The 25,546-nt window shown below is 31.4% G+C and carries 23 protein-coding genes; 16 read left to right on the top strand and 7 right to left on the bottom strand.

Going from position 1 to position 25,546, the window contains the following annotated elements; all coding sequences use genetic code 11:
• Both B3792_RS05400 and B3792_RS05395 read right to left on the bottom strand, forming a co-directional pair.
• On the bottom strand, positions 1–507 hold the full coding sequence (locus tag B3792_RS05400) for a hypothetical protein (RefSeq protein WP_125348939.1): 507 nt from the start codon (positions 505–507) through the stop codon (positions 1–3).
• A gap of 54 nt (positions 508–561) precedes the next feature.
• Positions 562–2,412 (bottom strand): DNA topoisomerase IV subunit B, encoded by a 1,851-nt coding sequence (locus B3792_RS05395; RefSeq protein ID WP_125348938.1) that lies wholly within the window; start codon positions 2,410–2,412, stop codon positions 562–564.
• Positions 2,413–2,519: 107 nt separating this feature from the next.
• Between B3792_RS05395 and B3792_RS05390 the strand changes: the two genes are divergently transcribed.
• The gene (locus B3792_RS05390) at positions 2,520–3,659 is read left to right on the top strand and encodes a methionine aminotransferase (protein ID WP_114998290.1); all 1,140 of its coding nucleotides are present in this window, start codon (positions 2,520–2,522) and stop codon (positions 3,657–3,659) included.
• Between the two features lie 55 nt (positions 3,660–3,714).
• Here B3792_RS05390 and ychF read toward each other — a convergent pair whose 3' ends face one another.
• Complete coding sequence (ychF, locus tag B3792_RS05385) at positions 3,715–4,806, bottom strand: redox-regulated ATPase YchF (RefSeq protein ID WP_125348936.1); 1,092 nt, start codon at positions 4,804–4,806, stop codon at positions 3,715–3,717.
• Between the two features lie 82 nt (positions 4,807–4,888).
• Positions 4,889–5,290: a hypothetical protein gene (locus tag B3792_RS05380; protein ID WP_219034023.1), complete on the bottom strand. Its 402-nt coding sequence runs from the start codon at positions 5,288–5,290 to the stop codon at positions 4,889–4,891.
• A 62-nt stretch (positions 5,291–5,352) separates the two neighbouring features.
• Between B3792_RS05380 and B3792_RS05375 the strand changes: the two genes are divergently transcribed.
• On the top strand, positions 5,353–5,865 hold the full coding sequence (locus B3792_RS05375) for a thioredoxin family protein (protein WP_286494948.1): 513 nt from the start codon (positions 5,353–5,355) through the stop codon (positions 5,863–5,865).
• A 36-nt stretch (positions 5,866–5,901) separates the two neighbouring features.
• Here B3792_RS05375 and B3792_RS05370 read toward each other — a convergent pair whose 3' ends face one another.
• Positions 5,902–6,597 carry an ATP-binding cassette domain-containing protein gene (locus tag B3792_RS05370; protein ID WP_219034021.1) on the bottom strand — a complete coding sequence of 232 codons (696 nt, stop codon included), beginning with the start codon at positions 6,595–6,597 and terminating at the stop codon, positions 5,902–5,904.
• A gap of 243 nt (positions 6,598–6,840) precedes the next feature.
• Between B3792_RS05370 and B3792_RS05365 the strand changes: the two genes are divergently transcribed.
• The 11 genes from B3792_RS05365 (at position 6,841) to B3792_RS05315 (ending at position 18,232) form a co-directional block, all read left to right on the top strand.
• A complete protein-coding gene (locus tag B3792_RS05365) occupies positions 6,841–7,662 on the top strand; it encodes a prephenate dehydratase (RefSeq protein ID WP_219034020.1) in 822 nt (273 codons plus the stop codon).
• A complete protein-coding gene (locus B3792_RS05360) occupies positions 7,659–8,801 on the top strand; it encodes a pyridoxal phosphate-dependent aminotransferase (protein ID WP_286494949.1) in 1,143 nt (380 codons plus the stop codon). Before B3792_RS05365 ends, B3792_RS05360 begins: the two co-directional genes overlap by 4 nt.
• Positions 8,798–9,646: a prephenate dehydrogenase gene (locus B3792_RS05355; RefSeq protein ID WP_286494950.1), complete on the top strand. Its 849-nt coding sequence runs from the start codon at positions 8,798–8,800 to the stop codon at positions 9,644–9,646. The genes B3792_RS05360 and B3792_RS05355 overlap by 4 nt, the downstream gene beginning before the upstream one ends.
• 46 nt (positions 9,647–9,692) lie before the next feature.
• The gene (locus B3792_RS05350) at positions 9,693–10,772 is read left to right on the top strand and encodes a bifunctional 3-deoxy-7-phosphoheptulonate synthase/chorismate mutase type II (protein WP_115002148.1); all 1,080 of its coding nucleotides are present in this window, start codon (positions 9,693–9,695) and stop codon (positions 10,770–10,772) included.
• Between the two features lie 6 nt (positions 10,773–10,778).
• On the top strand, positions 10,779–11,699 hold the full coding sequence (gene rsgA, locus B3792_RS05345) for a ribosome small subunit-dependent GTPase A (RefSeq protein ID WP_291048011.1): 921 nt from the start codon (positions 10,779–10,781) through the stop codon (positions 11,697–11,699).
• Between the two features lie 103 nt (positions 11,700–11,802).
• Positions 11,803–12,075, top strand: a complete 273-nt coding sequence (locus B3792_RS05340; protein ID WP_221854400.1) for a hypothetical protein — start codon at positions 11,803–11,805, stop codon at positions 12,073–12,075.
• A gap of 134 nt (positions 12,076–12,209) precedes the next feature.
• Positions 12,210–12,659, top strand: coding sequence for a D-aminoacyl-tRNA deacylase (dtd, locus tag B3792_RS05335; protein WP_115002146.1), 450 nt, complete (start codon positions 12,210–12,212; stop codon positions 12,657–12,659).
• A 19-nt stretch (positions 12,660–12,678) separates the two neighbouring features.
• Entirely contained in the window at positions 12,679–14,571 is a 1,893-nt protein-coding gene (locus B3792_RS05330) for a DUF3857 domain-containing protein (RefSeq protein WP_291048016.1), read from the top strand.
• 7 nt (positions 14,572–14,578) lie between these two features.
• Positions 14,579–16,582, top strand: a complete 2,004-nt coding sequence (locus B3792_RS05325; RefSeq protein WP_291048019.1) for a DUF3857 domain-containing protein — start codon at positions 14,579–14,581, stop codon at positions 16,580–16,582.
• Between the two features lie 91 nt (positions 16,583–16,673).
• The gene (locus tag B3792_RS05320; RefSeq protein ID WP_038333238.1) at positions 16,674–17,000 is read left to right on the top strand and encodes a nucleotide pyrophosphohydrolase; all 327 of its coding nucleotides are present in this window, start codon (positions 16,674–16,676) and stop codon (positions 16,998–17,000) included.
• Positions 17,001–17,002: 2 nt separating this feature from the next.
• Positions 17,003–18,232, top strand: coding sequence for a 3-phosphoshikimate 1-carboxyvinyltransferase (locus tag B3792_RS05315; RefSeq protein ID WP_291048024.1), 1,230 nt, complete (start codon positions 17,003–17,005; stop codon positions 18,230–18,232).
• 57 nt (positions 18,233–18,289) lie between these two features.
• Here B3792_RS05315 and B3792_RS05310 read toward each other — a convergent pair whose 3' ends face one another.
• Entirely contained in the window at positions 18,290–20,122 is a 1,833-nt protein-coding gene (locus tag B3792_RS05310; protein ID WP_286494956.1) for an ABC transporter ATP-binding protein, read from the bottom strand.
• 149 nt (positions 20,123–20,271) lie between these two features.
• Positions 20,272–20,697 (bottom strand): DUF2147 domain-containing protein, encoded by a 426-nt coding sequence (locus B3792_RS05305; RefSeq protein WP_038333244.1) that lies wholly within the window; start codon positions 20,695–20,697, stop codon positions 20,272–20,274.
• A 332-nt stretch (positions 20,698–21,029) separates the two neighbouring features.
• Here B3792_RS05305 and epsC point away from each other — a divergent pair, with 332 nt between their 5' ends.
• From epsC to clpB, 3 genes are all read left to right on the top strand, one after another.
• Positions 21,030–21,803, top strand: a complete 774-nt coding sequence (gene epsC, locus B3792_RS05300; protein WP_125348924.1) for a serine O-acetyltransferase EpsC — start codon at positions 21,030–21,032, stop codon at positions 21,801–21,803.
• A 12-nt stretch (positions 21,804–21,815) separates the two neighbouring features.
• Positions 21,816–22,724: a cysteine synthase A gene (gene cysK, locus B3792_RS05295; protein WP_038333247.1), complete on the top strand. Its 909-nt coding sequence runs from the start codon at positions 21,816–21,818 to the stop codon at positions 22,722–22,724.
• Positions 22,725–22,881: 157 nt separating this feature from the next.
• Positions 22,882–25,494, top strand: coding sequence for an ATP-dependent chaperone ClpB (gene clpB / locus B3792_RS05290; protein ID WP_180905441.1), 2,613 nt, complete (start codon positions 22,882–22,884; stop codon positions 25,492–25,494).
• The last annotated feature ends 52 nt before the right edge of the window (positions 25,495–25,546 follow it).

Raw genomic sequence — 25,546 nt, 5'->3', positions numbered from 1 at the left:
TTAAATAGCTACTTCTACATTGTTTTTGACCATACAATTAGACTCCACAATTTTGTCTAATTCAGTCAAAATAATATTAATATTTCGGTTAGAAATGAATGCTAAACGAAATTTGACTTTTGTTAAATTGGTAGGATTCTTTTTACTGTTAATATAAAAGACAACGTTTTTTGAAAGAATTCCTTTCTGAAAATCGTATTTGATCAATTTATACTTCGGTAAATCGATTTTGTTCGTTTTTGAATCTAAGAAGGATAAAAATCCAACATTCTTCGTTTCAAAAGTTATGGTTTCACCTTTTGTGTCTATCGCAAAAAATTGATTTCCACTTTTATAGCTTACATAAATAAACAACGCTATAAAAATTGCAACAACATAAGGTGGTATTATGTGATACTTGTAAGGTAAAATACCAGCATACATAATAAGGTTTAGAATGATTAAAATAACGATGGTGAAATTTAGCATTTTAAAGAGCTGTATCACATTTTTATTATTCTTCTTCATATTTATAAAATAGGTGTTTAGGTTAGATAGAAAGTAAGTTTTTTATAAAATATTCTAATTTTTAATAGCTTCTACAGCCAAATTGTTAATAATAAATTCTTGTCTTGTTGGTGTATTTTTTCCCATGTAAAATTCTAAAAGACTTTCGATGGTTTGATCTTTTCCAATCATTACTGGTTCTAAACGAATATCTTTTCCGATAAAATGTTTGAACTCATCTGGCGAAATTTCACCTAATCCTTTGAATCGTGTAATCTCTGGATTTTTAACTTCTTCCAACGCTTTTATACGTTCTGGTTCAGAATAACAATAACGTGTTTCCTTCTTGTTTCTCACACGAAAAAGTGGTGTTTGCAAAATATACAAATGTCCCTCTTTGATCAATTCTGGGAAAAATTGTAAGAAAAATGTAATAATCAACAAACGAATGTGCATTCCATCGACGTCAGCATCAGTTGCAATTACAACATTATTGTAACGTAAATCTTCTAATCCTTCTTCGATGTTTAATGCCGCTTGTAAAAGATTAAATTCTTCGTTTTCATAAACAATTTTCTTTGTCAAACCGTATGAATTCAACGGTTTTCCTCTCAAACTAAAAACCGCTTGCGTTTCTACACTTCTACTTTTGGTAATCGATCCACTTGCCGAATCTCCCTCGGTAATAAAAATAGTTGTATCTAAACGTAATTCAGCTTTCGGATCATTATAATGTTGACGACAATCGCGCAATTTCTTGTTATGTAAACTAACTTTTTTGGCGCGATCACGCGCTAATTTTCGAATTCCAGAAAGCTCTTTTCGTTCCGTTTCTGATTGTTTAATCTTGCGTTCTAATGCTTGCGCAACTTCTGTATTTTTATGTAAAAAGTTGTCAAGATTCGTTTTGATAAAATCATTTACAAACGTGCGAACCGTTGTCATTCCTGGTCCAATTTCATTCGAACCAAGTTTAGTTTTTGTTTGCGATTCAAAAACTGGCTCAATTACTTTGATCGAAATTGCTCCAATAATTGATTTTCTAATATCCGCAGGATCATAATTTTTATTATAAAATTCGCGAACAGTTTTCACAACAGCCTCTTTAAAAGCTGTTAAATGTGTTCCTCCTTGCGTTGTATTTTGACCATTCACAAAAGAATAATACGTTTCCGAATATGATTTCGAGCTGTGCGTCATCGCAATTTCGATATCTTCTCCTTTCAAATGGATGATATCATAAATTGTTTCTTCCTCGATATTATCATTCAATAAATCTTTCAATCCGTCTTTCGAAAAGAATTCTTCTCCATTGAAAATAATTTTCAATCCTGGATTTAAGTAAACATAGTTTTTCAACATTTTGTCTACATATTCTTTTCTGAATTTAAAATTCAAGAAAATCGATTTATCTGGGATAAATGTAATTTTAGTTCCTTTTCGTAAAGATGTTTCTTTTTCATCTTCTTGATTTGCTAAAATCCCTTGCTCAAACTCTGCAATACGTGTTTTTCCATCTCGAATAGATTGCACTCGAAACGATGTTGACAACGCATTTACAGCTTTTGTACCAACACCATTTAAACCAACCGATTTTTTGAAAGCTTGTGAATCATATTTACCACCTGTATTCATCTTAGAAACGGCGTCAACCATTTTTCCAAGCGGAATTCCACGTCCATAATCACGAACCGTTACCTCATCTTCGCGCAGATTAATTTCGATTGTTTTTCCTGCACCCATCACAAATTCATCGATACAGTTATCTACAATCTCCTTCAACAAAATATAAATTCCATCATCTTGAGACGAACCATCTCCCAGCTTCCCAATATACATCCCAGGTCGCATGCGAATATGTTCGCGCCAATCAAGGGTTTTGATATTGTCTTCCGTATAATTTACTTGTTGATCTAATTCTGACATTTGAGTTGTTGAGTGTTAAACGAGTTTTACAAAAATAAGAAAAAATTTCCTAAAAATATTAAGGTTCATTGTTTTGATTTTGAGCAAAAACGACCTAATTTACCAATATGATAAAATCTAAACTACCCAATGTTTCGACAACCATTTTTTCGGTAATGAGTCAATTGGCAAATGAACATCAAGCGATTAATTTAGCGCAAGGTTTTCCTGACTTTAATGCAGATTCTGAATTAATTAGTCGTTTAAATTATTATTCAACACAAAATTACAATCAGTACGCGCCAATGACTGGCGTCGAAAAATTGCGTGTATTACTTTCAGAAAAATATTCTAATCTTTATCAATCTGATTACGATTTTCAGAATGAAATTAACATTACGAGTGGTGCAAGTCAAGCGATTTTTAATGTTGTTTCTACATTAATTCATCCAAATGATGAAGTAATTATTTTTGAACCTGCTTACGATTTATATCAACCAACGGTTGAATTATTTGGAGGAAAAATTGTTCCAATTCAGCTAAAATATCCTGAATATTCTATCGATTTTGAAGAATTGAAGAAAAAAATTAATGATAAAACGAAATTGATTATCGTTAATAATCCGAATAATCCAACTGGAAAAATTTTATCCGAAAATGATTTAAAACAATTTGAACAAATCCTAAAAGATTCAAATTGTTATTTGCTTGCAGATGAAGTTTATGAGCACATTACATTTGATGGAAAATCGCATCAAAGTTTTGCAAAATTAAAATCAGTAAAAGACAAGATTTTCATCGTAGGTTCTTTCGGAAAATTATTTCACATAACTGGTTGGAAAATCGGTTATATTTTAGCCGAAAAAGAATTGATGAAAGAGTTTAGAAAATGTCACCAATTCAATACTTTTTCTACGCATACACCATCACAATATGCAATTGCAGATTATTTAGAAAAACCTGATCATTACTTGCATTTGAATGATTTTTTTCAACAAAAAAGAGATTTATTTGTTAAAGGTTTAGCTTCAACAAATTTTGAAGTTTTGCCTTGCGAAGGAACTTATTTTGTAAGTGCAAATTATGCTAAAATAAGTGATTTATCTGATGATGAGTTTGCAAAACAGTTAACCATCAAAAATAAAGTTGCGACGATACCAATTTCAGCATTTTACCATGATAAAACAGATAACAAAGTAATTCGATTTTGTTTTGCTAAAAAGGATGAAACACTTTTAATGGCTTTAGAAAATTTGAAAAGTTTGTAGAAAAATAAAAGCTCAATCTTTCGATTGAGCTTTTTATATAGATATAATTTAAATCTTAAACATTAAACAAGAAATGCATGATATCACCATCTTGTACGATGTACGCTTTTCCTTCTACGTTTAATTTTCCTGCTTCACGACATTTAGATTCTGATCCGTATGTAATAAAATCCTCAAATTTGATTACCTCTGCACGAATAAATCCTTTTTCGAAATCTGTATGAATAACTCCAGCCGCTTGTGGTCCTGTAGAACCTTTTTTGATTGTCCAGGCACGAACTTCTTTTACACCTGCTGTGAAATAAGTTTCTAAATCTAACAGTGTGTAAGCAGAACGAATCAAACGATTAACGCCTGGCTCTTCTAATCCTAATTCTTCTAAGAAAATTTGACGTTCATCAAACGTTTCTAATTCATTGATATCAGCTTCAATTTGTGCCGCTAAAATCAACACTTCAGCATGCTCATCTTTTACAGCTTCTTTTACTTTTTCTACCCACTCGTTTCCGTCTTTTGCAGCAGATTCGTCTACATTACATAAGTACAAAACTGGTTTAGAAGTAATTAATTGTAACGAATCTACAATTTCTTGCTCTTTTTCGTCCAAATCCATCTCACGAACATTTTTCAACTCTTCTAAATGAGCGATTACAGCTGTTAAAACTTCTACAACTTTTTGTTCGTCTTTATTTCCCGCTTTTGCTGCTTTTTTAGATTTATCGATACGTTTTGTAACTGTATCCAAATCTTTCAATTGCAACTCAATATCAATTGTTTCTTTATCACGCAATGGATTAATAGAACCATCAACATGTGTAATATTTTCGTTTTCGAAACAACGTAAAACGTGAATAATTGCATTACACTCGCGGATATTTCCTAAAAATTGATTTCCTAAACCTTCTCCCTTACTTGCTCCTTTTACTAAACCAGCAATATCTACAATTTCTACAACCGCAGGCACAACGCGCTCTGGATTTACAATTGCTTCTAACTGATTTAGACGAGTATCTGGTACAGAAACTGTTCCTACATTTGGTTCAATTGTACAGAAAGGATAATTCGCCGATTGCGCCTTTGCATTCGACAAACAGTTAAATAAAGTAGATTTACCAACATTAGGCAATCCAACAATTCCACATTTCATATATGTTGTCTCTTTTTTTAATGATTGAATATTAGAACGATGTTCTAATAATTTTGTGCAAAGATAATGATTTCCATTAAATTTATTTAACCGAAGAAACTCTGTTCAATTTTATATTTAATACATTTCCAGAATATGATTTCATTTCACCATAAAAACAATCGCAAGTCGCATTATAAGTTAAATCATAATAATTAGAAGTTTTATCAAGATTTATTTTTCTGAATTTGAGTTGAGGAAAATTAAACACAACAGAATCTGTCACATCTTTTTCATAACCATCTTGAAAATCAAATTCTATTTTTAATTTTGATTTATTTCTTGAAACATCCATAACCGCATCACTCTTTGTCAAAGGAACTTCTACCACTTTCGATTTATAATCCAAAAAATCTTGTTTCCATTTTCCTTCAATTGTTTTTATATTATTGGATGCGCAACTCACAAGAAATAGCAAAAAGATAAATCCTAAAAAATGTTTCATAAGTGTTAATTTTTTATTGAAAATACAATTATTTATTTACATTTACTTAAATACTTATTACAATGAAATTAAAAGCCTTAATCGTAAGTTTTATGATTGCTTTCGCAGGAATCGTAAACGCGCAAACAGCAACAGAAATATTAACAAAAGCTCAAAATCAAGCGAAGGTTGAAAATAAAAATGTCTTTTTAATTTTTCATGCTTCTTGGTGCGGATGGTGTAAAAAGATGGAAAAAAATATGGACGATCCAGCTGTGAAACCATATTTTGATGCGAATTATGTCAAAACATTTATTACTGTACAAGAACGTGCAGAGAAGAAAAATTTAGAAACTCCTGGTGGAGATGCTATCAATGAGAAATTAGGAGGAAAAAATCAAGGTTTGCCTTTTTGGGTAATTTTAGATTCGACTGGAAAAGTTTTAGAAGATTCTCGCGTAAATGGAGAAAATCTTGGTGGTCCAGCTTCTGAAGAAGAAGTAAATCACTTGATTGCAAAACTTGAAAAAACAACGAAAAACGATAAAGTTGATCCAGAAAAAATCAAAGAAGTTTTTATCTTGAAAAAGAAATAATTCACAAAAAAATCCGCTCAATGGACGGATTTTTTTTTATTGTGTTAAAACATGAAAAGCTTCTTCCAAGTTTTTATATTGTCCTTTAAATTCTTCTATCGCTTGATCGGCTACAATTTTTCCTTTATTCAAGAGGATTACACGCGAACAAAGCGCTTCTACTTCTTGCATAATATGTGTCGAAAGTATCACCGTTTTTTCTTTTCCAATTTCTTTAATTACCTCTCTAATTTCAATAATTTGATTTGGATCCAAACCATTTGTAGGCTCATCTAAAATTAAAATTTCTGGGCTAGAAATAATCGCTTGCGCCAATCCAACACGCTGTTTATATCCTTTAGATAATTGATGAATTTTCTTATGTTTTTCTGGTGATAAACCTACTTTTTCAATGACTTCATCAATTTTTGATTTAGGCACATTTCGAATATTTGTTACAAATTCCAAATACTCTCTTACATACATATCCATGTACAATGGATTATTTTCTTGCAAAAATCCAATCAACTTTTTCGATTCAATTGGTTGCGTCGAAACATTAAAATCATTCACAGAAATTTCACCAGAATCTGCATTTATTGCATTGGTAATACTTTTCATCAATGTCGATTTTCCTGCTCCATTTGGTCCAAGTAAACCAACAACTTCGCCATTATTTATAGAAAACGAAACTTTGTCTAAAGCCATCTGTTCACCGTATTTTTTTACTAAATCTGTAATGATTATTCCCATTTGATGAAAAATTTTCGATAAAATTAGCAAAAAAGATTTGGATAACTGAAAAATTATTTTTTAGATTTGTAGAACAATTAGAAAAACGAAATGGCAACATTCAATTATTTTAACGCATTCTTTTTTTACTTTTTTGGATATTATCCAGGAGAGCAGGGACTGCGTTGTCAAAATTGATTGTTAACATTCATAATAAGATAATATAAAGTCCCGCAATTTGTGGGACTTTTTTTGTGGAAAAAAATGAAAGAAAGAGTTGCAATACAAGGTTACATTGGTTCATATCATCACGAAGCTGCCAATAATTATTTAGGAAATGACATCGAAATTGTAGAATGCGACACATTCAAAACTTTAGCAAAGTCGCTTGCAAAGGGAAAAGTTGAAAAAGCAATCATGGCAATTGAAAACACAATTGCTGGGGCAATTTTACCAAACTATGCATTGCTAACGAAATATAATTTGAAAGTTGTTGGAGAAATTTATTTATCAATTCAACATCAATTGATGGTAAAAAAAGGACAAACTTTAGATGATATAAAAGAAGTTCGTTCGCACCAAATGGCATTGTTACAATGTGATAAGTTCCTTGAAAAACATCCAACATGGCGCGTTGTAAATGATATCGACACTGCATTAACAGCCAAAGATATTATTGAGCAAGATTTGAATGATGTTGCTGCAATTGCCTCAAGAAAAGCGGCAGAAGTATATGGATTAGACATTTTAGCTTCAAGTATTCAGACGTTTCAAGATAATTTTACTCGCTTTTTTGTATTGCAACGCGAGCACAACGATTACGAAGATTTCAATAAAGTTTCGATGCGTTTTTCTGTTCCACATAAAGCTGGTGCTTTAGTAGATGTATTAAATCAAATTGCAGAATGTGGAATAAATATGGACAAAATACAATCTGTTCCGATTATTGAAAAACCTTGGGAATACTCTTTCCATATTGACATTACGTTCGAGCAAAAAGAACAATATTATGAATTGCTTGGAAAAATTGCAAGAAAGTTAACGGATTTAGAAATATTAGGCGAATATAAACTGGGGAAAAAATGATAGCAGAAGCCCAACGATTACAAAGTGTTCAAGAATATTATTTCTCGAAAAAATTACAAGAAATAGCGAACATGAAAACCGACATTCCAATCATTTCATTAGGAATTGGAAGTCCAGATTTACAACCTCATCCAGATGTGATCGAGGAATTAATCAAAAGTTCACGAAACGGAATCAATGGCTATCAAAGTTATCGCGGAATTCCAGAAATGCGCGAAGCAATGGCAAGTTTTTACAAAAACAAATTTGATGTAGACGCCAATCCTTCAACAGAAATTTTGCCACTTATGGGCTCTAAAGAAGGAATTATGCACATTTCGATGGCATTTTTGAATGAAGGTGATAAAGTTTTAATTCCAAATCCTGGATATCCAACTTATTCATCTGTTACAGAATTAGTGCAAGCAGAACCTTTATTCTACGATTTGAAAAATGAAAATGATTGGCTTCCAGATTTTGATCAGTTAGAAAAATTAGCCGAGCAAAAACCAAAAATTATGTGGCTCAATTATCCACATATGCCAACCGGAGCCAAAGCCCCAAAAGACGTTCTTAGAAAATTAGTAGAGTTTGCAACTCGTCACAATATCTTAATCGTAAATGATAATCCGTATAGTTTTATTTTGAACGATGAACCGACAAGCATCTTAGGAATTGAAGGTGCAAAAGATGTTTGTATCGAACTGAATTCATTAAGCAAAACCTTTAACATTGCAGGTTGGCGAGTAGGAATGGTGATTGGAAAAGAAAGTTTTATTAATTCTATTCTAAAAGTAAAGTCAAATATGGATTCGGGAATGAATTTTGCGATACAAAAAGCCGCGACAAAAGCTCTTTTAGTTGATGATTCTTGGTACGATGAATTAACAAAAATTTACGCAGAAAGACGAAGAATCATTTGGGAAATCGCTGATATTTTAAATGTAAAATATAATCCCAATGCAGCAGGAATGTTTATTTGGGCGAAGCTTCCAGAAGGAAAAGATGATAAAAAATTTATTGATGAAATTTTATACAATAAAAAAGTATTTATTACACCAGGAAGTATTTTCGGAAGCAATGGTGAAGGATTTATAAGATTTTCACTTTGCGCACCTGTCGAGAAGTTGATTGAAGTAAAGAGAAGATTAGAAGCATGAAAATAATTTCAGTAATCGGTTTAGGATTAATCGGAGGTTCTTTTGCTTTAGCATTAAAAAAAGTTGGTGTTGCCGAAAAAATAATCGGTGTTGATCAAAATATTGAACATCAAATTCAAGCTTTAGAATTAGGAATTGTGGATGAAATCGCTCCTTTGAATGAAGCACTTTCTCAATCAGATTTAGTAGTGATTGCGGTTCCAATTAATTCAATTCAAAAAGTTTTACCAGAGATTTTAGATCAAATTAATGATAAAACGATTGTAATGGACATGGGATCAACAAAAGCTGGAATTTGTAAAAAAGTTTTAAGTCATCCCAAAAGAAAACAATTTGTTGCCACACACCCAATCGCAGGAACGGAAAATTCTGGACCAAAAGCTGCTTTTCCTGAGTTGTTTTTAAACAAAGTTGCGATTTTGTGTGATATTGAAGAAAGCGAAAAAGAAGCAGTAAAAAAAGTAAGAAAAATTTATCAATCGCTCTGGATGAATGTTAAAACAATGACTTCGGAAGCGCATGATGCGCACATTGCGTACGTTTCTCATCTTTCGCACATTACATCTTTCGCTTTAGGACAAACAGTTTTGGAAGAAGAAAAGAATGAAGATGCAATTTTTGACATGGCTGGATCTGGTTTCGAATCTACGGTTCGTTTAGCAAAAAGTTCACCAGATATGTGGACACCAATTTTGATTCAGAATCGAGAAAATTTACTCAATGCTATTGATGCTTATCAAACTCAAATTTCTAAAATCAGAAAAATGATCGAAGAAAAAGACGCCGAAGATATTCATCAATATTTAAAAAACACAAACGACATACGTCGAATATTAAATAAATAATTACTCTCAAATAAAATAAATATTAAATCTTAAATTTGTAAATGTTATGGAAAACAATAACTGGATAAAAGAATACGATAAACCAATGATCATCGCTGGACCTTGTAGTGCAGAAAGTGAAAAACAAATGATGACAATCGCTGAAGATTTGGACAAAGATTATGTGCAAGTTTTCCGTGCGGGAATTTGGAAGCCTCGTACTAAACCAAATTGTTTCGAAGGAGTTGGTGCAATCGGATTAAACTGGTTGAAAAAAGTAAAAGACGAATTCGGAATGAAAATCGCAACTGAAATCGCCAATGCAAATCACGCAAAATTAGCGTTAGAATATGATGTTGACGTTTTATGGATTGGTGCTCGTTCTACGGTAAACCCTTTTACAGTACAAGAAATTGCTGAAGCTTTACGTGATACAGACAAAACAGTTTTGGTTAAAAATCCTGTAAATCCAGATTTAGATTTATGGATTGGTGCTTTGGAGCGTTTAGAAGGTCAAGGAATCAAAAACTTAGGTGCTATTCACCGTGGTTTTTCAACGTACAAAAAGACAAAATACCGTAACAATCCACAATGGCAAATTGCATTAGATTTCAAAAACAAATTACCAAACGTGCCAATTATTTGTGACCCATCACACATTTGCGGAAACAGAACAGGATTATTTGATGTTGCACAGCAAGCTTTCAACTTTGAATACAATGGATTGATGATCGAAACACACAATAATCCTGATGAAGCTTGGTCTGATGCAGCTCAACAAGTAACACCAGCTCGTTTATTAGAAATCTTAAAAGATTTAGAAATTCGTGTTTCTGATGATCCAGATGCAATTTACAAAACTGGAATTCAGAATTTACGTCATCAAATTGATGAATTAGATAACTCTATTTTAGATGCAATTGCTCAACGTATGAAAGTTGCAAACTCTATCGGAGAATTGAAAAAAGAACATAATGTGGCAGTTTTTCAGCCAGATCGTTGGAAACAAATCAAAGATAATTCTGTAAAAGCAGGAGTTTCTTTAGGTTTATCTGAAGATTTTGTTGACAAATTATTGCAAGCAATTCACCAAGAATCTGTTGCGCAACAAAACCAAATTATGGTAAAAAAAGAAGAAAAAATTTAAACAATATTGAAAGGAATTGTCATAAAATCTACTGGTAGTTGGTATCATCTTTTAACCGAAGATGGTGCAACCTATCAGGCAAGAATTAGGGGAAAATTTAGAATAGCCAATATCAAACATACCAATCCAATTGCTGTTGGAGATGAGGTTGAGTTTGAGATTGACAAAGATGATATTGCAGTCATTACAAAAATTCATGATCGCAAAAATTACATCATACGAAAATCTGTTAATCTATCCAAAAAAACGCATATTATTGCCTCTAACATTGATGTTGCTTTTTTGGTTGTAACGCTTTCTAATCCCAAAACTTCGTTTGGTTTTATTGACCGTTTTTTGATTACTGCCGAAGCTTATCATATTCCTGTTGTAATTTTATTCAACAAAATGGATTCATACACGGAAGATGAAATGGCTGAGTTAGAAATTTATAAATCAATTTACAATTCTATCGGTTACGAAAGTCTTGATATTTCTGCTGAAACTGGTCTAAATTTAGATCTTGTAAAAAATCGAATGAAAGATAAAGTGAGTTTGGTTTCGGGACATTCTGGCGTTGGAAAATCAACGTTGTTGAATACTTTAAACCCTGATTTGAACCTAAAAACGCACGAAGTTTCTGATTTTAATAGCAAAGGACAACATACCACAACTTTTGCACAGATGTACGAATGGCCTTTTGGAGGTTTCATTATCGATACGCCTGGAATTAAGGAATTTGGTTTGGTTCATATCGACAAAACCGAATTACAAGGTTATTTTCCTGAAATTTTAGAACTGAAACACAATTGTAAATTTGATAATTGTATTCACGTTAACGAGCCAAAATGTGCTGTACGTTATGCAGTAGAAATTGGTGAAATCGCAGTTTCTCGCTACGAAAATTATCTCACTTTTTTAGAAGAAGATATTTATACCGAAAAATAATAAAAAAGCCGTTTCTTATGAAATGGCTTTTTTATTTTCTCAAATTACGGTTTCACGTAAAAATAATTCAATTTCTCATTTTATTTTTGTTAAAATTAATTGAATGAGCAATTTATCCGTAAAAATCGCTTTAGATTTTGAGGAATGTACAAAGGAACAAAAAGAAAGATTTTTATTGCATTTAGAAGATTTAAATTGGAAACCATTAAATCCAAATAAATTGTGGATTGCTGAATTTGATAATTCTGAAAATAAAGAAAACAGAATAAAAAATATAGAACAAGAAATCATCAATGCAAAAAAAATGTCAAAGCTCTATGAGTTATATTATGCGATAATTGCAGATGAGGAAATCTATTTTAACCAACTAACTTAAACCTATAGCGATTGCTTTCTAAACTTAAATTACAACAAACGTTATAACACATTTAAAAGATGAGTTGTAACGTTTTTTTATTTGTTAATAATTTCTTAAATTCAAATCGATTTTAAATCAATAAAACTAGAATTATGCGAGTGATTTTACAGCGTGTGCAACATGCTTCTGTAATGGTAGATGGAGAAATAACAGGAAAAATTGAAAGCGGAATTTTGGCCTTGGTTGGTTTTGAACCTGATGATACGAAGGAAGATTTTGAATGGATTTCGAAAAAAATAATTAAACTCCGAATTTTCAATGATGAAAATGATGTGATGAATTTGGATGTACAGCAAACAAATGGAGATATTTTGGTTGTGTCTCAATTTACGTTGCATGCGTCTACGAAAAAAGGAAATCGTCCGTCATATATCAAAGCGTCAAAACCGGACATAGCAAACGTACAATATGAAACATTTTTGAACGTTTTAGAATCAAATTTCAAGCCTGTACAAAGAGGAATTTTTGGTGCAGATATGAAAGTCGAATTATTGAATGATGGTCCTGTAACCATTTTTATCGATTCAAAAAATAAAGAATAACTTGATTAACAGATATTGAATGAAACAAACTCTACTTTTTTCAACTTTTTTGATTAGTTCATTTTCTTTTGCGCAAAACTATGCAGTCGATCAAATTCCAGCCGATTTGATAAAAGATGCTTATGCTGTTGTACGAAAAAATGAAGAAAAAATAGAACTTCTAAAAGTTGATGAATTAAAATATACGGAAGACGTTGTCGTAACAGTTTTGAGTAAAGCAGGCGATAATTATGTTGGTGCGCAAGCGAATTATGATGCAAATACGAAAATTGACTTATTCGAGGCAACTTTGTATGATGCAAATGGAAAAGAAATTAAAAAATTCAAGACCAAAGATTTTGGTGACCAAAGTTATGTTACAGGTGGACAAATGTACACGGATGATCGCATAAAATATTTGAATTATACTCCAACAAATTATCCTTACACGATACATTATAAAATTGTTACAACGAACAAAAATACACTTTGGATTCCGCGTTGGTCACCTATACGAGCAGCAAATTTATCAATCGAAAAATCGTCTTATCAATTTGTAAATAAAACATCTTCAACTATTCGATTGAAAGAAGATAATTTTAAAGATTTTGACATTGCAAAAACAGGAGATAACAATAATTTGAGCTATTCATTAAACAATGTTTTGGCATTTAATGAAGAAGATCAAATGGTTGGAAGTCAAAAAATATTTCCTCGCGCTATTTTAGCTTCAAATCAGATCAATATCGATGGTGTTAAAGGAAATTTTGACAATTGGAATGATTACGGAAAATGGACTTTTGATAATTTAATTCGTACAAAATTAGATTTTACTCCAGCTCAAAAATCAACTTTTCAAAACATGGTAAAAGATGCAAAGTCGGATGAAGAAAAAGTTCAGATTTTGTACAAACATTTGCAAAATAAAGTTCGATATATTGGTGTACAACTGGGAATTGGAGGACTTTCGCCTTTTCCGAATTCTTATGTTGAGAGCAAAAGTTATGGCGATTGCAAAGCCTTATCTAATTATATGATTGGAATGTTAGATGCAGTGAATATCAAATCGTATCACACCATATTATTTGCTGGAAATCCAATTGATATTGATGAACAAATGATGTATCAACAAGGGAATCACATGATTGTTTATATACCTCTAAATGGAAAAGATATTTGGTTAGAAGCAACAAGTCAAACAGCTCCTTATAATTATTTAGGTGATTTTGCAGGAAATAGAAAAGTATTAATTGTTGATGAAAAAGGCGGAAAAATTATTCCTTCGCAACAATTCAATACAGAAGATAATCAATTATTCGTCAATGGAAATGCAACACTTTTAGCAGATGGAACATTAAATTTTGATTTTTCTGAAACTTCCAAAGGTTTGATTTATGAGAATTTTGCAAGATTTAATCAATTAAGCGAGAAAGATCTTGATGTTCGTTTAAAAAATCGATTTTCTTACTTACAAGGAATATCATTCAAAAAGAAAGAATTTAATAATGATTGGAAAAATGCTGTTTTTACTTCAAATTTCGAGTTTTCAGCACCAAATTATGCTAAAATTCAAGGAAATAACATCATTCTGAATATTATTCCAGTGAATAAAGAAGAGACTTCTGTCAAAAAAATGAAAGATAGAAAGTTTGATTTCAACATCGAGACAGGATATGTTGACGAAGTTTCGTATACATTGACACTTCCTTCTGGTTATAAATTACCACAAAAATTTGATGCTATAACTGTGAAATCTGCTTTTGGAGAATATCAATTAGAAATCAATCCAAAAGAAAATAATGCATTCGAAATAAAACGTATTTACAAACAATTTTCTGGAACTTTTTCGAAAGAAAAATACAACGAATATGTAGAATTTAGAAGACAAATTTCGGGTTACGACAACACAAAACTACTTTTAGAAAAATTATAACACTAATATGAAAACAATATTTACGATTGTTGCGACAGTTGCAACTGTTTCGAGTTTTGCACAAGATGTAAAATTTGGAAAACTATCTAAACAAGATTTCGAGAAAACAAAAAGTACAATTCAAGCTGACGCTCCTGCAGAAGTTTTATATGCTGACGGAAATTATAAAGTTAGTTTTAATACCAATCAAGGAGGTGTTGAGCAAACAAAAAAAGTTTTTTATAGAGTAATTGTTTTTGATAAGGATAAAACACCTGATGATGTTTTGAAAATAGAAATTCCTCTTTACAAAAGCTCAGGATCAGATCAAGATAAATTGATTACTTTAAAAGCGGTTACCTATAACCTTGAAAATGGAAAAATTGTTGAACAAAAAGTTGAGAAAAAAGATATTTTCTTAGATAAAGTCCATCGTTTTATGGATAAACAAACGTTTACATTTCCTAATGTAAAAAATGGATCAATCTTAGAATATACATACGAAATTATTTCCCCTTTCTATGGAAATACTGATACGTGGTATTTTCAACAATCGATTCCTGTGGTTGCAAGTAATTTCACGATGCAAAATCAAGAATATTTTAATTATCAACAAGATTTGAGAGGCGGTTTCGCTCCAAAAATTTCTACAAATTCTAAAGAAGATAATTATACAATTCACAATAAAAGAGAAAGTGATATCTACGGAAGGACAACTCAAAATTCAAGTATTGATAATGCTAAAATGAAAATCAATACACAAACTTATTCATTAGTTAATTTACCTTCTTATTCTCGCGAAGCTTATGTGCTTAATCCGAGAAATATGTTAGCAAGTATTCAGTTTGAGTTAGCTTCTTTTGTTGCTCCAGGTAGAACTTCAGAAAGTTTCTCTACAACTTGGGAACGTATTGGAAAAGATTTGATGGATCACGAAGAATTTGGTCGACAATTAAATGGGAATAATTTTTTAGATGAAACTGTAAACGCTACAATTGTTGGAAAATCTACAAATATTGAAAAAGCTCAAGCAATTTACAATTATGTAAAAAACAACATGGCTTGGAATGATTATTTAGGTCAATATACAGATAAAGGAATTCGAAAAGCATTTAACGAAAAATCAGGAAATTCAGCGGATATCAATCTTATGCTAACAGCTATGTTGCGTAAAGCTGGATTAGACGCAAATCCAATTGTTTTGAGTACGTTGCAAAATGGTTTAATCAATTATTCGTTTCCTTCTCGTAGTAAATTGAATTATGTGATTGTTGGAGCAACAATAGATAATGAGTTTTATTTAATGGATGCAACTGATAAAAATGCTCAAATTAATTTATTACCAATTCGGGCAATTAACGATCGTGGGTTTATGGTAAATGACAAAGGAATAAAAGAAGTTCCTCTTCGTAATTCGGTTATGACCAATGATAAAATATCAATTACGGCAGATTTAAAAGCTGATGGAAATTTGAAAGGTTTATTTTCTAATGTTCGTGATAATTATTTTTATATGTTTGATAAAAGTGAAATCGCAGATGATCCAAAAGCGTTTGAAAAAGAATTTGTAGAAGATTACAATTTTGAAATTTCAGAATTTAAAACACAAGATAATAAACAAAATGTAATTCGTCATCAATTCAAATTTGATGATGTAAAAGTAGATGTGGCTGGAAATAAAATATTATTCAATCCATTTTTATTTGTTGCGAATACAAAACATAATTTAAATCTAGATCAACGTAATTACAATATTGAGTTTGGTGCACCAACTACGAATACAAATACAGTTAAAATTAAAATTCCAGAAGGTTACAAAGTCGAATCTTTACCAACTGAAAAGCAATTTACAATGCCTGATCAAGCTGGTGGATATGCATATAAAGTAATTGAAAAAGATGGTTTTATTATCGCTCAAGCCCAAAAAGTTATTCCATACAGTATTTTACCTGCACAATACTATAAACCATTGAAAGAATTTTTAACAAATATCATTAATGCAGAAAGTCAGCAAGTGATTTTGGTAAAATAATAAAAAATATTCTAAACATCGAATAAAGCCAACTCCAAATACGAGTTGGCTTTTTATTTTTGTACCTTTAACTTTTAAAATTTAAAATAAGATGAGCCTTAAACAAGCACAAACAGACGTTGATAATTGGATAAAAGAACATGGTGTTCGTTATTTTAACGAATTAACAAATATGGCACAATTAACTGAAGAGGTAGGAGAAGTTGCACGTATTATTGCACGTCGTTACGGTGAACAATCGGAGAAAGAATCTGATAAAAACAAAGATCTTGGCGAAGAATTGGCAGATGTTATTTTTGTAGCGCTTTGTTTGGCAAATCAAACAGGTGTTGATTTAGAATCAGCTTTTTACAAAAAATTAGATTATAAAACAAAACGTGACCACGATCGTCATCAAAATAATGATAAATTAAAATAAATATGATTGAAATTTCTGCTCTAAAATCTCCGATAAACAATCAATTAGCCATCACAGGTTCTAAAAGCGAAAGCAATCGTTTGTTGTTATTAAGTCAATTATTTGAGAATGTTTTGACATTAGAAAATGTTTCAAATTCAGAAGATTCTCAATTAATGCAAAAAGCGTTAGCGAACAAAAGTGATTTAGTTGATATTCACCACGCGGGAACTGCCATGCGATTTTTAACGGCTTATTTTTCTATTCAAGATGGACGAAAAATAACGTTGACAGGTTCTGAAAGAATGAAACAACGTCCAATAAAAGTTTTAGTTGACTCCTTGAATGAGTTGGGTGCAGAAATTTCGTATCAAGAAAACGAAGGTTATCCGCCTTTATCGATTGTTGGAAAAAAAATAACGAAAGATTCTATTACAATCCCTTCTAACATTAGTTCTCAATATATCTCGGCTTTATGTTTGATCGGAACGAAATTAGAAAATGGATTAACGATAAAGTTGGATGGAAAAATTATTTCTGTTCCTTATATTCAAATGACAATTCAATTATTGAATAAAGTTGGAATTAATGCAATTTTCGAAGGAAATACAATCAAAATTCCTTTTACTGAAAACATCAAAGCTCAAACATTACAAGTAGAATCTGATTGGAGTTCAGCTTCATATTATTATAGTTTGATTGCTTTATCGCAGAATTCTGAAATTAAAATCTCAACTTATTTCGAAGATTCTTTACAAGGAGATTCAGCTTTAAAACATATTTATGCAGAAAATTTTGGTGTAATTTCAACTTTTGAAAATGGAGTTTTAACATTAAAAAATGAAGATAATTTCATACCAAAATCTATCATCGAATTAAATTTAATCAATACTCCAGATATTGCACAGACGATTTCTGCAACTTGTGTGGGATTGAAAACAAAATGTCATTTAACTGGTTTAGAAACACTAAAAATCAAGGAAACAGACCGTTTAGTCGCACTTAAAAATGAGTTGGAAAAATTTGGAGCAATTATAACAATTACAAACGATTCATTAACGATAGAAGGTTATAATAATTTTGAAAAAACGCCAACTTTAGCAACATATAACGACCACAGAATGGCAATGTGTATGGCGCCTTTAGCACAAATTTACCCAATTCGAATTGAGAATGAAATGGTCGTAGAAAAATCTTACCCAACATTTTGGGAAGACTGGAAACAATTAGGTTTTGAAATTAAATCGATTTAAAATATAACAAAAAAATCCGCTTAATAAGCGGATTTTTTTAGTTTGTATATACTTCATTTATTCAAAATTCTGCATATTTACCAAATTGGCATAAACGCCTTTTTTCTCAATAAGTGAATGATGATTTCCTTGTTCAATAATTTTACCTGCTTCCATTACTACAATTTTATCCGCATTCTGAATTGTTGATAAACGGTGCGCAATAACCAAAGAAGTACGATTTTGCATCATATTATTCAAGGCAACTTGTACCAATTTTTCAGATTTCGTATCCAAAGCAGAAGTCGCTTCATCCAAAACCATAATCGGTGGATTTTTATAAACCGCACGCGCAATACTTAAACGTTGTTTTTGTCCACCAGAAAGCTTGCTACCTCCCTCTCCTACTGACTCTTGATACTTTTCTGGCATTTTTACAATAAACTCTTCCGCATTTGCAATTTGCGCAGCATATTCTACTTTTTCCAAATTTGGACATTTATCACCTAATGAAATATTATTAAAAATTGTATCATTAAACAAAATAGAATCTTGCGTAACCAAACCAAATAACAAGCGATAATCATTTAATTTTATATGTTTAATATCAATTCCATCAATCAAAATTTGACCTGATTTCACATCCCAAAAACGAGTAATTAAATTCGCCAAAGTCGATTTTCCAGAACCAGATTGCCCAACAAAAGCAACGGTTTCTCCTTTGTTAATTGTTAAATTAAAATTCTCAATTACATTATGTTTACCATAAGCAAATGTCACATTTCTAAACTCAATTTTATCTTCAAAAGCTTCAATTCCTTTTGCATCTGGAACATCTTTTATCGAAACATCAGCATCCAAAACCTCAAAAATTCTCTTTGCAGAAACCTCTCCTTTTTGTACATCTGATAATGCTTTCGAAAAGCGTTTAATCGGATCTAATAATGTATAAAATGTTGCGATATAAAAAATAAATTGTGATCCTGTTAAACCATTTCCTTCTAACGATAATTTACCACCAAAAAAAACAATTAATCCAATTGTAACAGCACCTAAAAATTCACTTGTTGGTGAAGCCAAAGCACGTTTTTTCATTACTTTTTGAAGATATTTTCGATAACGATTAATCGATTCATCAAAACGACCTTTTACTTGATCTTCTGCGTTAAAAATTTTGATAATCTTAAGCGAAGAAAGTGTTTCGTCTACATAAGTAATAATGTTAGATAATTCGTCTTGCGCATGAGCAGCAGCTTTTTTCAGACTTTTTCCAATCAACGAAATAATTGTTCCCATAATCGGAAAAACCAAAATAGCGAAAATTGTTAATTGATAGCTAACTGTAAATAATACTACAACGAAAAAGATAATCATAATTGGTGAACGTATGATTTCTACGACTGAATTTAAAATATTAGATTCAACCTCATTTACATCACTAGAAATACGATTTAACATATCTCCTTTTCGTTTTTCAGTAAAATAAGCAACTGGCAAATCAATAATTTTGTTATGAATATCAACACGTAAATCACGTGTCACACCCGAACGTAAATCTACCAAACAAGTTTCTGAAAGAAAACTGAAAATATTTCGAAATAAAAATGCAATAATAAATATCACACACGAAATCGCTAACACATAAACTGGTCCTTGAGTTTGAGAAAGCTCATTCATATAATAAGCTGAATAATCTGAAAAAAATTGTTTCAGATTACCCAAATCACCAGAATAAATAGGTTTTGCGATAACTCCAGTTGTTTTTTCACCAAACAAAACACTCAAAATTGGCATCATAAAAGCCAATGCAATTACATTGAAAAGTGCATAGAGTAAATTGAATATAATCGCTGTAACAAACGAAGTTCTATATGGTTTTGCGTATGAGAACGCTCTTTTAATTAAACTCATTGATGTATTTTAGAAAATCAAAACCTTAGTTTTGAAGTTACAAATTTACGTAAAAAAAATAATGACTATTCTTTTAGAAATAGTCATTATAGAGTAAAATTTTGTGGGTTTGATTACTCAGAGTAACCTTTTCGTTTTTGTTTTGATTTTTATTTAACTCGTTGCCAAGTTTGCGTTCTTCCTACAAGAGAAATCCCGATAAAACCTCTTACGTCTAATTTATCATTTCCGTTAAGAGACATTTTTGCTTTGTATTCCTTTCCACTATTAGGATCAATGATTTTTCCACCATTCCATTCTTTTCCATCTTTTTTAAGACCAGAAAGAATTTGCATTCCTAAAATTGGTTTATTTTTTAATGCTCCTGAACAATCTGTACATTTTGCATCTTCTTTTCCTTTCGTTAAAATCTTAGTGACTTTACCATAAAGTTTTCCATCTTTCTCGAAAATCTCTACGTAAGACTTCGCCTGTTTTGTCTCATCATCAATTGTTTTCCAAGTTCCTATTGGTGATTGCGCATACATTAAAGATGTCAACATAAAGAATAATCCGAATAAAATTGATTTTTTCATATTTTTATCCTTTAAAATTTATTTCACTAAAATAACTATTTTTTAGTGTAAATAAAACACTACGCTTTATTTTTTATAAAAATAATCTCTTTTAAACATAAAAATTCATTTATAACATTAATTATCAATCATTTAATTCAATAAATATTTTTAAATAAATAATTATAAATTTTATTCATAAAAGTCAAAATAGTGTATTATTATGCTTACATAGCAATAATAAAAACGAAGGCATTTTTATGGTTTTTGTCATTTTTATGACAATTTCTTCTTCAAGAATAAAAAAATGAATACATTTGTCTACTATTTTTATAGAGTTTATAGATTGAAGAATGAATCAGCTTACGAAATACAGTTTACCATTTAGAAAACAAGAAGTAGAACCTTTGATAGAATCCATTATTTATGATGAGATTTTTCAACAACCAAATCCTTTGTACAAGAAAGAAGATTTACTCAATCAATTCAATTCTATTTTGTTAAAAATTGTTCCTGAGGAGAAATCGAATCAAATTAGTTTATATTTTTTTGAACAATTTGCACAACTTAGACAAGAATTAGAGGAACTAATTTTTGTTTTTTATGCAAATGATCCTGCATCTAAATCGGAAATTGAAATCATTTTAGCCTATCCTGGTTTTTTTGCAATTGCAATTCATCGTTTAGCACATATTCTCTACAATTTAAATACGCCTATTCTTCCTCGTTTTTTTTCCGAATATGCACATTCTAAAACTGGAATTGATATTCATCCTGGTGCTTCAATTGGAAAAAACTTTTATATCGATCATGGTACAGGAATTGTCATTGGAGAAACAACATTGATTGGTGATAATGTGAAAATTTACCAAGGCGTAACATTAGGAGCGTTTTATGTTTCGAAGAATTTGGCTAATAAAAAACGTCATCCAACAATAGAAAATAATGTCACAATTTATGCTGGAGCAACTATTTTGGGAGGAACAACAATTATTGGAAAAAATTCTGTAGTCGGCGGAAATGTTTGGATTACAGAAAGTATAGAAGAAGATTCTGTTGTCTATCAAGAGAATCAACCACAAATAAAAAAACAAAAAAAAGAACAACATATCAATTATATCATCTAAAACCTTACAACAATGATTTACAATAATGTATTAGAAACCATAGGAAATACACCAATTATTAAACTGAATAAATTATTTCCTAACCATAACGTTTATATTAAAGTAGAAAAACAAAATCCGGGTGGATCAATAAAAGATCGTATTGCTTTGGCAATGATTGAAGATGCTGAAAAAGCTGGAATTTTAAAACCTGGAGGAACAATTATAGAACCTACTTCGGGTAATACAGGAATTGGCTTATCATTTGTTGCGGCTGTAAAAGGTTACAAAATGATTATCACAATGCCAGAATCGATGTCAATTGAACGTCGTAAAATTATGGAAGCTTATGGTGCTGAATTTGTTTTAACTCCAAAAGAATTAGGAATGAAAGGCGCTATTGCAAAAGCACAAGAATTAGCCGAAACAATAGAAGGCGCTTGGGTTCCGCAACAATTTGAGAATAATTCGAATCCGACAGTCCATTACAATACAACAGCAAAAGAAATCCTTGAAGATTTTCCACAAGGAGTTGATTATTTAATTACAGGAGTTGGAACAGGCGGACATCTTTCTGGAATTGGAAAAGCATTAAAAGAAGTTAACTCTTCAACAAAAGTTATCGCTGTAGAACCAACAGATTCTCCTGTCATTTCAGGAGGAAATCCTGGTCCACACGCGATTCAAGGAATTGGAGCAGGATTTATTCCTACTAATTTAGATACTTCAATCGTTGATTCTTCTACTCAGATTACAAAAGAAGAAGCATTTGAATTTGCAAAAAAAGTGGCTAAAGTAGAAGGTATATTTGTCGGAATTTCTACAGGTGCTTCATTGGCTGCAGTTGCTAAAACTTTGAATGAAGTAGACAAAAACACGAAAATATTAACTGTCAACTACGATACTGGCGAACGCTATTTATCAGTAGAAGGTTTATTTTAAATACTATAAAAATTTTTAAACGAAAGGAGATATTGACAAAATGTCTCCTTTTTTTATTCAACAAAGTCAAAAAGTCAGTTTTTAGGTTTTATTTCTACTTTGGAATTTTTTTTGATGAAATACACCAAACAAAACCAATATAAAAAACTAAAAACCAATGGATTTTAATCAATTTACAATAAAGGGTCGTGAAGCGATTCAAGCAGCGCAGCAAATTGCAGTTGCACAAAAAAATCAAGCAATAGAACCAGCTCATATTTTAGGTGGAATGATAGATGTTGATGAAAACGTGTTATCATTAATCTTAGAAAAACAAGGTGTAAAAATGGATATGTTGAAACCTGAGTTGGATTTAGAAATCAATAAATATCCAAAAATAGAAGGTCAACAAGGAAATCATCTTTCCAATTCATCTAACCAAATTTTGCAATCTGCACAAGAAATTGCAAAAGAGATGAACGATGATTTTATCACCTTAGAGCATTTATTATTAGGTATAATCAAGAATGTATCGCCTGTAAGTCAATTATTAAAAAATAGAGGTGTAACATTCGACAACACAAAAAAATTAGTAACAGAATTGAGAAACGGAGAAAGAGTAACTTCTGAAAACGCGGAAGGAACATATAATTCATTAAACAAATACGCTAAAAACTTAACAGATTTAGCAAAAGAAGGAAAATTAGATCCTGTAATTGGACGTGATGAAGAAATTCGTCGTGTTTTACAAATTCTATCACGTCGTACAAAAAATAACCCAATCCTTATTGGTGAACCAGGTGTTGGTAAAACCGCTATAGCAGAAGGTTTAGCACATCGTATCATCAATGGAGATGTTCCTGAAAATCTTTTGAATAAACAAATTTTTTCATTGGATATGGGAGCTTTGGTTGCTGGTGCAAAATACAAAGGTGAGTTCGAAGAGCGTTTGAAAGCCGTTGTGAAAGAAGTAACCGCTTCGAATGGAGAAATAATTTTGTTCATCGATGAGATTCACACGCTTGTTGGTGCTGGCGGCGGCGGAGAAGGTGCAATGGATGCTGCAAATATCTTGAAACCTGCTTTGGCTCGTGGCGAATTACGTTCGATTGGTGCTACAACTTTGAATGAATATCAAAAATATTTTGAAAAAGATAAAGCTTTAGAACGTCGTTTCCAGAAAGTAATGGTAGAAGAACCAGATGAAGAATCGGCTATTTCTATTTTGCGTGGAATCAAAGATAAATACGAGCAACACCATAAAATTGGAATTAAAGACGAAGCAATTATTGCGGCTGTAAAATTATCAACACGTTATATTACAGATCGTTTTTTACCAGATAAAGCCATCGATTTGATGGACGAAGCAGCTTCTAAGTTGAGAATGGAAATGAATTCTAAACCAGAAGATTTAGATAAATTAGATCGTAGAATTATTCAATTAGAAATCGAAATTGAAGCGATAAAACGCGAAAATGACGAGAAAAAATTGAATCTTTTAAAAGAAGAATTATCTAATCTTCAAGATGAAAGAAATCAATTGAATTCGAAATGGGAAGCGGAAAGAAATCGTGCCGATGAAGTTCAAGATTTAAGAAAATCTATCGAAAATATCAAATTCGAAATTGAGCGTGCAAAACGAGATTACGACTATGCAAAAGCTTCCAAATTAGAGTTTGAAGATTTAGTTAATGCAAAAAATAATTTAGAAGAAGCTGAACATAATCTAGAAGAAAATAAACAAAATAAACTGGTAAAAGAGTTTGTTGATGCGGATGATATTGCAGAAGTTGTATCGAAATGGACAGGAGTTCCGGCTCAGAAAATGATGCAATCTGATCGCGAAAAATTATTGAATTTAGAAAACGAATTACACAAACGTGTTTTAGGTCAAGAAGAAGCAATTATAGCAGTTTCTGATGCCATTCGTCGTTCTCGTGCAGGTCTTAGTGACGAAGGAAAACCAATCGGTTCGTTCTTATTCTTAGGTTCAACTGGTGTTGGGAAAACTGAGTTGGCAAAAGCCTTAGCCGAGTTCTTATTCGATGATGAAAATGCAATGACTCGTATCGACATGTCCGAATATCAGGAGCGTCATGCAGTTTCTCGCTTGGTTGGGGCACCTCCGGGTTACGTTGGTTACGACGAAGGTGGTCAGTTAACAGAAGCGGTTCGTCGCCGTCCTTATTCAGTTATTTTGTTGGACGAAATTGAGAAGGCACATCCAGATGTTTTCAATATTTTGTTACAAGTTTTGGATGACGGACGTTTGACAGACAACAAAGGTCGTGTGGTTAACTTTAAAAATACGATTATCATTATGACATCGAATTTTGGTTCTCATACGATTTTGGATAAATTCTCAAACATTGACGAAAATAATGTGGCACAAGTTTATGATGAAACAAAAGATGTCGTTTTTGAGGAATTGAAACAAAACTTTAGACCAGAATTTTTGAATCGTATTGATGAAATTATTTTGTTCCGTCCATTGAGTGAAAATCAAATTTCTGGAATCGTGAATATCTATTTAAGCGGAGTTGCGAAGAAATTAGCACAACGCGATATTACATTAGATATTACGCCAGAAGCTGTCGATTATTTAGCAAGAAAAGGCTACGATCCTCAATTCGGAGCAAGACCATTGAAACGAGTTATTCAACAAGATGTATTAAATGAACTTTCAAAAGAAATTTTAAAAGGAACAATAAATGATAATGATGCGGTTTTAATCGATTATTTCGAAGAAAAACCTGGAGATAATAAATTAGTTTTCAGAACTAATCAATAAGTATTTTACGATTTTATTCATGTGTAAAAAATCCGCTCGTTGAGCGGATTTT

The organism is Empedobacter sp. UBA5924 (assembly GCF_002431085.1).
GTDB classification, from domain to species: domain Bacteria; phylum Bacteroidota; class Bacteroidia; order Flavobacteriales; family Weeksellaceae; genus Empedobacter; species Empedobacter falsenii_B.
Note: the sequence above shows the minus strand (reverse complement) of the source record. Positions and strands in the feature narration are given on the sequence as shown.

Coding starts and splice junctions, on each gene's coding strand:
- dtd (WP_115002146.1), top strand. CDS start 12,210: ATGCGAGTGATTTTACAGCGTGTGCAACATGCTTCTGTAATGGTAGAT.
- B3792_RS05305 (WP_038333244.1), bottom strand. CDS start 20,697: ATGAAAAAATCAATTTTATTCGGATTATTCTTTATGTTGACATCTTTA.
- B3792_RS05310 (WP_286494956.1), bottom strand. CDS start 20,122: ATGAGTTTAATTAAAAGAGCGTTCTCATACGCAAAACCATATAGAACT.
- clpB (WP_180905441.1), top strand. CDS start 22,882: ATGGATTTTAATCAATTTACAATAAAGGGTCGTGAAGCGATTCAAGCA.
- ychF (WP_125348936.1), bottom strand. CDS start 4,806: ATGAAATGTGGAATTGTTGGATTGCCTAATGTTGGTAAATCTACTTTA.
- B3792_RS05390 (WP_114998290.1), top strand. CDS start 2,520: ATGATAAAATCTAAACTACCCAATGTTTCGACAACCATTTTTTCGGTA.
- B3792_RS05355 (WP_286494950.1), top strand. CDS start 8,798: ATGAAAATAATTTCAGTAATCGGTTTAGGATTAATCGGAGGTTCTTTT.
- B3792_RS05330 (WP_291048016.1), top strand. CDS start 12,679: ATGAAACAAACTCTACTTTTTTCAACTTTTTTGATTAGTTCATTTTCT.
- B3792_RS05325 (WP_291048019.1), top strand. CDS start 14,579: ATGAAAACAATATTTACGATTGTTGCGACAGTTGCAACTGTTTCGAGT.
- B3792_RS05340 (WP_221854400.1), top strand. CDS start 11,803: ATGAGCAATTTATCCGTAAAAATCGCTTTAGATTTTGAGGAATGTACA.
- cysK (WP_038333247.1), top strand. CDS start 21,816: ATGATTTACAATAATGTATTAGAAACCATAGGAAATACACCAATTATT.
- B3792_RS05380 (WP_219034023.1), bottom strand. CDS start 5,290: ATGAAACATTTTTTAGGATTTATCTTTTTGCTATTTCTTGTGAGTTGC.
- B3792_RS05350 (WP_115002148.1), top strand. CDS start 9,693: ATGGAAAACAATAACTGGATAAAAGAATACGATAAACCAATGATCATC.
- B3792_RS05400 (WP_125348939.1), bottom strand. CDS start 507: ATGAAGAAGAATAATAAAAATGTGATACAGCTCTTTAAAATGCTAAAT.
- B3792_RS05315 (WP_291048024.1), top strand. CDS start 17,003: ATGATTGAAATTTCTGCTCTAAAATCTCCGATAAACAATCAATTAGCC.
- B3792_RS05375 (WP_286494948.1), top strand. CDS start 5,353: ATGAAATTAAAAGCCTTAATCGTAAGTTTTATGATTGCTTTCGCAGGA.
- B3792_RS05360 (WP_286494949.1), top strand. CDS start 7,659: ATGATAGCAGAAGCCCAACGATTACAAAGTGTTCAAGAATATTATTTC.
- B3792_RS05395 (WP_125348938.1), bottom strand. CDS start 2,412: ATGTCAGAATTAGATCAACAAGTAAATTATACGGAAGACAATATCAAA.
- B3792_RS05320 (WP_038333238.1), top strand. CDS start 16,674: ATGAGCCTTAAACAAGCACAAACAGACGTTGATAATTGGATAAAAGAA.
- epsC (WP_125348924.1), top strand. CDS start 21,030: ATGAATCAGCTTACGAAATACAGTTTACCATTTAGAAAACAAGAAGTA.
- B3792_RS05365 (WP_219034020.1), top strand. CDS start 6,841: ATGAAAGAAAGAGTTGCAATACAAGGTTACATTGGTTCATATCATCAC.
- B3792_RS05370 (WP_219034021.1), bottom strand. CDS start 6,597: ATGGGAATAATCATTACAGATTTAGTAAAAAAATACGGTGAACAGATG.